8 protein-coding genes are annotated in these 6,396 nt (G+C 39.0%); 1 reads left to right on the top strand and 7 read right to left on the bottom strand.

Annotation, left to right across the window (positions count from 1 at the left end; translation table 11 throughout):
• Window positions 1-68: 68 nt before the first annotated feature.
• The 7 genes from ABXH34_RS16990 to sdhC form a co-directional block, all read right to left on the bottom strand.
• The gene (locus ABXH34_RS16990; protein WP_353573075.1) at window positions 69-380 is read right to left on the bottom strand and encodes a hypothetical protein; all 312 of its coding nucleotides are present in this window, start codon (window positions 378-380) and stop codon (window positions 69-71) included.
• Between the two features lie 18 nt (window positions 381-398).
• A complete protein-coding gene (locus ABXH34_RS16985; RefSeq protein ID WP_353573074.1) occupies window positions 399-674 on the bottom strand; it encodes a hypothetical protein in 276 nt (91 codons plus the stop codon).
• 22 nt (window positions 675-696) lie between these two features.
• Window positions 697-1,041, bottom strand: coding sequence for a type II toxin-antitoxin system RelE/ParE family toxin (locus ABXH34_RS16980; RefSeq protein ID WP_353573073.1), 345 nt, complete (start codon window positions 1,039-1,041; stop codon window positions 697-699).
• A gap of 134 nt (window positions 1,042-1,175) precedes the next feature.
• Entirely contained in the window at window positions 1,176-1,955 is a 780-nt protein-coding gene (locus tag ABXH34_RS16975; protein ID WP_353573072.1) for a succinate dehydrogenase iron-sulfur subunit, read from the bottom strand.
• A gap of 12 nt (window positions 1,956-1,967) precedes the next feature.
• Window positions 1,968-3,755 carry a succinate dehydrogenase flavoprotein subunit gene (sdhA, locus tag ABXH34_RS16970; RefSeq protein ID WP_353573071.1) on the bottom strand — a complete coding sequence of 596 codons (1,788 nt, stop codon included), beginning with the start codon at window positions 3,753-3,755 and terminating at the stop codon, window positions 1,968-1,970.
• Window positions 3,756-3,761: 6 nt separating this feature from the next.
• Complete coding sequence (gene sdhD, locus ABXH34_RS16965; protein ID WP_353573070.1) at window positions 3,762-4,172, bottom strand: succinate dehydrogenase, hydrophobic membrane anchor protein; 411 nt, start codon at window positions 4,170-4,172, stop codon at window positions 3,762-3,764.
• On the bottom strand, window positions 4,172-4,564 hold the full coding sequence (gene sdhC, locus ABXH34_RS16960) for a succinate dehydrogenase, cytochrome b556 subunit (protein WP_353573069.1): 393 nt from the start codon (window positions 4,562-4,564) through the stop codon (window positions 4,172-4,174). Before sdhC ends, sdhD begins: the two co-directional genes overlap by 1 nt.
• 441 nt (window positions 4,565-5,005) lie before the next feature.
• On the opposite strand from sdhC, the gene ABXH34_RS16955 reads away from it, so the two are divergent.
• Window positions 5,006-6,396: hypothetical protein (locus tag ABXH34_RS16955; protein WP_353573068.1), on the top strand; the 1,391-nt coding region annotated here is incomplete at its 3' end.

Below are 6,396 nucleotides of genomic sequence, written 5' to 3'. Positions count from 1 at the left end.
ATTCTTTGCCATGCACGCATATTTCTTTCCAATTCATCATGAAGGCTTGACCCTAAGTCATGAGGGTTCTAACGTCTATACATCAATTCTATATTTTGTCCATTTTCATTAAGGGTAAAAGCTCTAACCGCAAAATTTTGAATATAATCAAATCGAAAATCTTCTTTAAAAAAACTTGCTAAAAAGCCCATAATAAAAGCAATTTCATTCTTAACATCCATTGATTCTTTTGCATGAGGATAAAATTCACAACTAATCACGGAGTTATTCATTAAGCCTATTTTCTTTATATTAAGCTTTTTCTTATTATCTTCATAAGCAGATTGTTGTGATAAAGCATGGGCTGCAGCATCACATAAATATTGGATAGAAAGTTCCATAATAAATAGTTCAATGAATTAGTTGGAAGAATGAGATGTATTCACTTTTACATTGTGAGAGTGAATTATATAAGAAATTTTTTGACAAGTTTGACTACATGATTCTAAACTTGAAACTAATACGTTTGACATATTGTTGTTAAAAGGAATAACTGGTTGTTCTTTTTGTATCTTTTGAGCTTCAATGCTTTCTTGTAAAGCTATTTCAGCTAATAATAGACGTTTTTGGACTTCTGCTCTTTGTTGAGACTCTTCTGACATTTTGTCTTTAAGTAATTTAAAAGGTTTAGCCATTTTAATATCTCCTATAAACAAGCTATTTTAAACTGTCTAAATGTTCATCATAAAGCTTATCAGCTATTGGAATATGGATTTCATACCACCTTTTGTTTCCAGTTTTATTTCCACCTATTAACAGAATAGCACATCTTCTAGGGTCAAAAGCATACAAAATTCGATAGGGTTCACCTCTGTATTGAGTCCTAAGTTCTCTCATGTGTTCATGTTTTGAACTATTAATTTGTGAACTCTGAGGATAACCTAGTCGAGTCCCTCTTTCCTCTAACAAAGATACAATAGCAGCAATACGTTCTTGTTCTGATTCAGTTAATGAATCCCACCACTTTCCAAATTCATCTGTATACTCAACTTCCCATACCATGATAATTCCTAAAACATATCATTGAGAGCATTATGGGCAATAATAAAATGATTTTCAATCCATAATAAAAGTTAAAAGCCCCCACCAACCAAGTCAGCAAGGGCTTTTTAATCACAAATAATACTTAAAAAATCTTAGCGTCTATCGACTAATAATTTCTTGATTTCACCAATCGCTTTAGCTGGGTTTAAGCCTTTAGGACAAGTGTTTGTACAATTCATAATGGTATGACAACGGTATAAACGGAATGGGTCTTCCAATTCGTCTAAACGATCGCCTGTCGCTTCGTCACGGCTATCAATAATCCAACGATAGGCTTGTAATAAAATTGCAGGACCTAAGTATAAATCACCGTTCCACCAATAACTTGGGCAACTAGTCGAACAACAAGCACATAAAATACACTCGTATAAGCCGTCCAACTTCGCACGATCTTCTTTAGACTGTAAACGTTCACGGTCTGGTGGAATCGCAGTCGCTGTTTTCATCCAAGGTTCAACTGAGGCATGTTGTGCATAGAAATGACTTAAATCAGGGACTAAATCCTTAATCACTTCCATGTGTGGCAATGGATAAACTTTCGCATCGCCTTTGATGTCATCAATCGCCTTAGTACAAGCTAAAGTATTTGTGCCATCGATATTCATCGCACAAGAACCACAAATCCCTTCACGACATGAACGGCGTAATGCTAATGTTGGATCAATTTCATTCTTGATTTTCAACAATGCGTCCAATACCATAGGTCCGCAATTGTCTAAATCTACTTCATAGATGTCAGTACGTGGGTTTTCGCCTGTATCAGGGTCCCAACGATAAACATGAAACTTCTTGACGTTTTTCGCGCCTTTCGCTTCGTTGACCTTTTTACCTTTTTTAACAACCGAGTTGGCAGGTAGTTTAAATTCAGCCATCGTATTATCCCCTTAGTACACACGCTTTTTAGGTGGAATGTAATCGATTTCATCAGTCAAGGTATATGTGTGCACTGGACGGTAATCCAAAGTCACTTTACCTGCTTCATCAATCCACGACAAAGTATGTTTCATCCAATTTGCATCATCACGATCAGGGTAATCTTCCCGAGCATGTGCGCCACGACTTTCTTTACGATTCAATGCAGAGTTAATTGTCACAACCGCTTGAGTACGTAAATTGTCGAGTTCTAAGGTTTCAATTAAATCTGAGTTCCAGATTAATGAACGGTCAGTGGTTTGGATGTCGTCAAATGCTTTATACACTTCATCCATTTTGTTCACGCCTTCTTGCAAGCTTTCGCCTGTACGGAATACCGCCGCGTCAGATTGCATAGTGCGTTGCATCCGTAAACGTAAGTCTGCTGTTGGGGTGCTGCCTTTCGCATTGCGTAATTTGTCTAAACGCGCCAAGCAGTTGTCGCCCGCATCTTTTGGTAATGGTTTATGTGCTTGATCTTCTTTAATGAGTTCAGAGCAACGAATTGCAGAAGCACGACCAAATACCACGATGTCTAACAAGGAGTTAGAACCTAAACGGTTTGCACCATGTACAGATACACAAGCCGCTTCACCAATTGCCATTAAGCCCGGTACCACTGAATCTGGGTCGCCATCTTTAAGGGTTAACACTTCACCATGATAGTTGGTTGGAATACCACCCATGTTGTAATGAACTGTAGGAATGACTGGAATAGGTTCTTTAGTCACGTCAACGCCTGCGAAAATACGCGCAGATTCTGCGATTCCAGGTAAACGTTCGCCGATGACTTCAGGGCCTAAGTGCATTAAGTTCAAGAAGATGTGATCTGTATCGCCACCTACGCCACGACCATCACGAATTTCCATGGTCATTGAACGGCTCACCACGTCACGAGACGCTAAATCTTTCGCATTCGGTGCATAACGTTCCATGAAACGCTCGCCTTCAGAGTTGGTTAAGTAACCGCCCTCACCACGTACACCTTCTGTAATCAAACAGCCTGCGCCATAAATGCCTGTTGGATGGAATTGAACAAACTCCATATCTTGGGTTGGTAAGCCTGCACGTAATACCATGCCGCCGCCATCACCTGTACAGGTATGGGCTGAAGTCGCTGAGAAGTATGCACGACCATAACCGCCTGTTGCTAATACCACTGTATGGGCGCGGAAACGGTGAATTGTGCCTTCTGCCATGTTTAATGCCATCACACCACGACAAACACCATCTTCCATGATTAAATCTAATGCGAAATATTCAATGAAGAATTCAGCTTGATGCTTCAAAGATTGTTGGTATAAGGTATGTAAAATCGCATGACCTGTTCTATCTGCAGCAGCACAGGTACGTTGTGCAATCCCTTCACCATAATTCGTTGTCATACCACCGAAAGGACGTTGATAAATTTTACCTTCTTCAGTACGTGAGAAGGGTACGCCATAATGTTCTAATTCGATGACTGCGGGAACAGCTTCACGACACATATATTCAATTGCGTCTTGGTCGCCTAACCAGTCAGAACCTTTTACGGTGTCATACATGTGCCATTGCCATGAGTCTTCACCCATGTTGCCTAATGAGGCACTCATACCACCTTGCGCCGCAACCGTGTGGCTACGGGTTGGGAATACCTTGGTTAAGCAAGCGGTTTTTAAGCCTTTCTCTGCCATACCGAAGGTTGAGCGTAAGCCTGCACCACCTGCGCCGACAACCACGACATCATAAGTATGGTCAATAATATTGTATGCTGATGACATGCTGGCTTATCCTCCAAAAACAAAGATGATACGGAAAATTGCAATGACAGAAGCAATCGTTAAGGCAATCATGAAGAATTTCAAACCCACCGTAATTAGTGCTTTCATTACCGAGGTATGAATATAGTCTTCCACCACCATTTGCAAACCTAAGTGTGCATGATGGATCAACACAAGAATTAAGATTGAGAATAAAACGGTGTTAGGTGGATAATTGACCCAAGCGACGGCCTCCGCATGATTCGAGGTTGCAATTGAGATCAAAGAGTAAACAAACCAAAAAACCAAGGGAATTAAGGCAATTGCTGTTAAACGCTGGGTAATAAAATGATGCGTACCATTGTGCGATGAACCTAAATTACGCACTTGACCTAAATGGCTACGGTAGCTGGTTTCTTTGTCGAAAAGTCTTTTCATTATAAAGTCCCCTGCATCACCGCGAGTGCCCACGCACTTGCTGTTAATACAAATGCCGCAACCCAAACGATATAGCCTGTTGTATAAGCGGTTTTAATATCAAAGCCAAAACCTGCATCCCATAACAAGTGACGGATACCGTTACAGAGATGATAAAATAAGGCAAATGACCAGCCAAATAAACAGATTAAGCCAATAGGAGAGCCAACAATACTTTGCACCTGCTCATAAGCTTCTGGGCCTAGAGAAATGCTATATAACCAATAAGTGAGTGGTAATAAGCCCACTGCTAAAAAAACACCCGTAGCGCGATGCAAAATAGACATAAAAGATGTCAATTGCGGCTTGTAAATGCCAAGATGCGGCGACAGAGGTCGCTTATGCGTTGCCATGTATGTCCACCTCTTTAATAAATTTATAAAATTTTTTTAGGATTACTATAAGTTTGCTGCAACGCAATAAAGTACTGAGTAAATGTCGATGCGTCAAGCAATTTATGACAAGAAAATTACAACTTATGAGAAATTAAGCATAAATGGGTAATAAGTTTAGTTTTTGTACTAAGTCACAGACTCAAAAATCACTTAACTATTGGGTAGAAATAAGGAAATGCTAATATAAATCAGATACAAAATAAGTAAGATTTATAATTTCAAAGTTTGTTATGACATCTTGATTTATTTTCTTAAAGCCACTTTTAACTATCAAATAATGCAATACCTATAAGCATGGAAATAAATCGCTACAGTCATAGACAAATACGCTTTTAAGTGCTTAAATTATTTGCATGATTTTATCATTTCGATAAATGGTTTTAATTTAAAAGATATGTTATGCGTTACTTATTTTCTCATTTCTTGCGGCGAAAGCCATACTCATTTTTTCTGCTTGGCTGGATTGTTCTGCTGTCTCCACCTCTAACCTTTGCTGCCTCTTGTTTAGATATACCTCAAACTGCAAGTGTAGAAAAGTCTGCTTTTTATGCTGGGGAATCATCTCTGGACAGTTCGACAACGACAACTGAGTCATGTAGATGTTACCTAAATGGAACTGATAAAACTGAACCAGATGCCCAATTTTTATCATATTCGAATGATGTACAATCAGGGAGATATATCTTTTCTGAGTCTTCTTGTAAGGATGAAAATGATAATAGTGTTTCGCTTAATGCAGCCTGTGGAGGTAAATTTAATGGGGAGACAACTTATTACTTTCAGAATATCACTGAGTCCAATGAATACTTTGCTTGTTCAAGTGTCAATGATGCTATCAGGTTTAATGCTTATCGCGTTGGCTTAAAAAAGTGTGATGATGGTCGGTTTATCGATAGTAGTGGAGATTGTGCAGCATCCCATGTCGGGCCTGAATTCAAAACAGTACCAGAGATAGAACAATACACACTCTCTGTAGCAGGTGATCAAGTACATATTCGCTCTGTTGCACCTAATGTTGGTATTGATTGCCAATATGGACAGGGCGTATGCTCATACGCTTTTAATACAGACTTATCTGTTGATTTGGAAATTGTTGATATAAAAACAGATGTAGGTCTGACTATTCATGATTATGACGCAAATTGGTCAGGTCATGCTGATTGTAGTAATGACGGCGATAAAAACAAAAGGATTTATATCTATAAAAATAAATACTGTGAAGTGATAGTCTCTAAAAAGCAATATGTTAAAGATAGAGAAGAAGCAAACGCTAATCAATTGAGTTTTTTAAATTTTAGTGGGCACGGTATTTCACGCGGCGGTGCTGAAGACGTAGTGCTTGGGTTTATCCTAGAAAATTCAGGTACAGCTTATATGCAACCCTATGTAGAAGGGCTTGATTATGTCATTCAGGCAAATGGTGCAGCTTTTGCGCCTCAAGCTGATTTTTACCAAGTGTTATATGATCAATCAGCAGGTAGTTTTTACGGCAAGTTGTTGTATGGCAAGTCTGCAAACACCTCCACTTTTTATCAATCTGAAAAAACGCTCCAAGAAGGCATATACACAATGCTGTTATATCCTTCAGACCCTGTTCCACAGAATTACAGAAGAGGTATGATTGGCATTAGTTTGCGAAATGCGGCATTGACCTTAAGTAATTTGAGTGTACGTGGGCATTTGCATGAGCTGATAGGACTTAATTTTATTGTTGACGGGGTTGGCAGCCGAAAAATGAAGATTTCGTCTAACATCTTGCAGGGACAAGTCGAAACACAGTTAATATTAAG

It is taken from the genome of Candidatus Albibeggiatoa sp. nov. BB20 (assembly GCA_016744725.1).
Classification (GTDB): domain Bacteria; phylum Pseudomonadota; class Gammaproteobacteria; order Beggiatoales; family Beggiatoaceae; genus Albibeggiatoa.
The sequence above is the reverse complement of the archived record's forward strand: the minus strand, read 5'-3'. Positions and strand labels throughout refer to the sequence as shown.

Bases quoted from the DNA above. Each gene is read 5' to 3' on its own strand.
- ABXH34_RS16990 (WP_353573075.1), bottom strand. From the start codon at position 380: ATGGAACTTTCTATCCAATATTTATGTGATGCTGCAGCCCATGCTTTA.
- ABXH34_RS16985 (WP_353573074.1), bottom strand. From the start codon at position 674: ATGGCTAAACCTTTTAAATTACTTAAAGACAAAATGTCAGAAGAGTCT.
- ABXH34_RS16980 (WP_353573073.1), bottom strand. From the start codon at position 1,041: ATGGTATGGGAAGTTGAGTATACAGATGAATTTGGAAAGTGGTGGGAT.
- ABXH34_RS16975 (WP_353573072.1), bottom strand. From the start codon at position 1,955: ATGGCTGAATTTAAACTACCTGCCAACTCGGTTGTTAAAAAAGGTAAA.
- sdhA (WP_353573071.1), bottom strand. From the start codon at position 3,755: ATGTCATCAGCATACAATATTATTGACCATACTTATGATGTCGTGGTT.
- sdhD (WP_353573070.1), bottom strand. From the start codon at position 4,172: ATGAAAAGACTTTTCGACAAAGAAACCAGCTACCGTAGCCATTTAGGT.
- sdhC (WP_353573069.1), bottom strand. From the start codon at position 4,564: ATGGCAACGCATAAGCGACCTCTGTCGCCGCATCTTGGCATTTACAAG.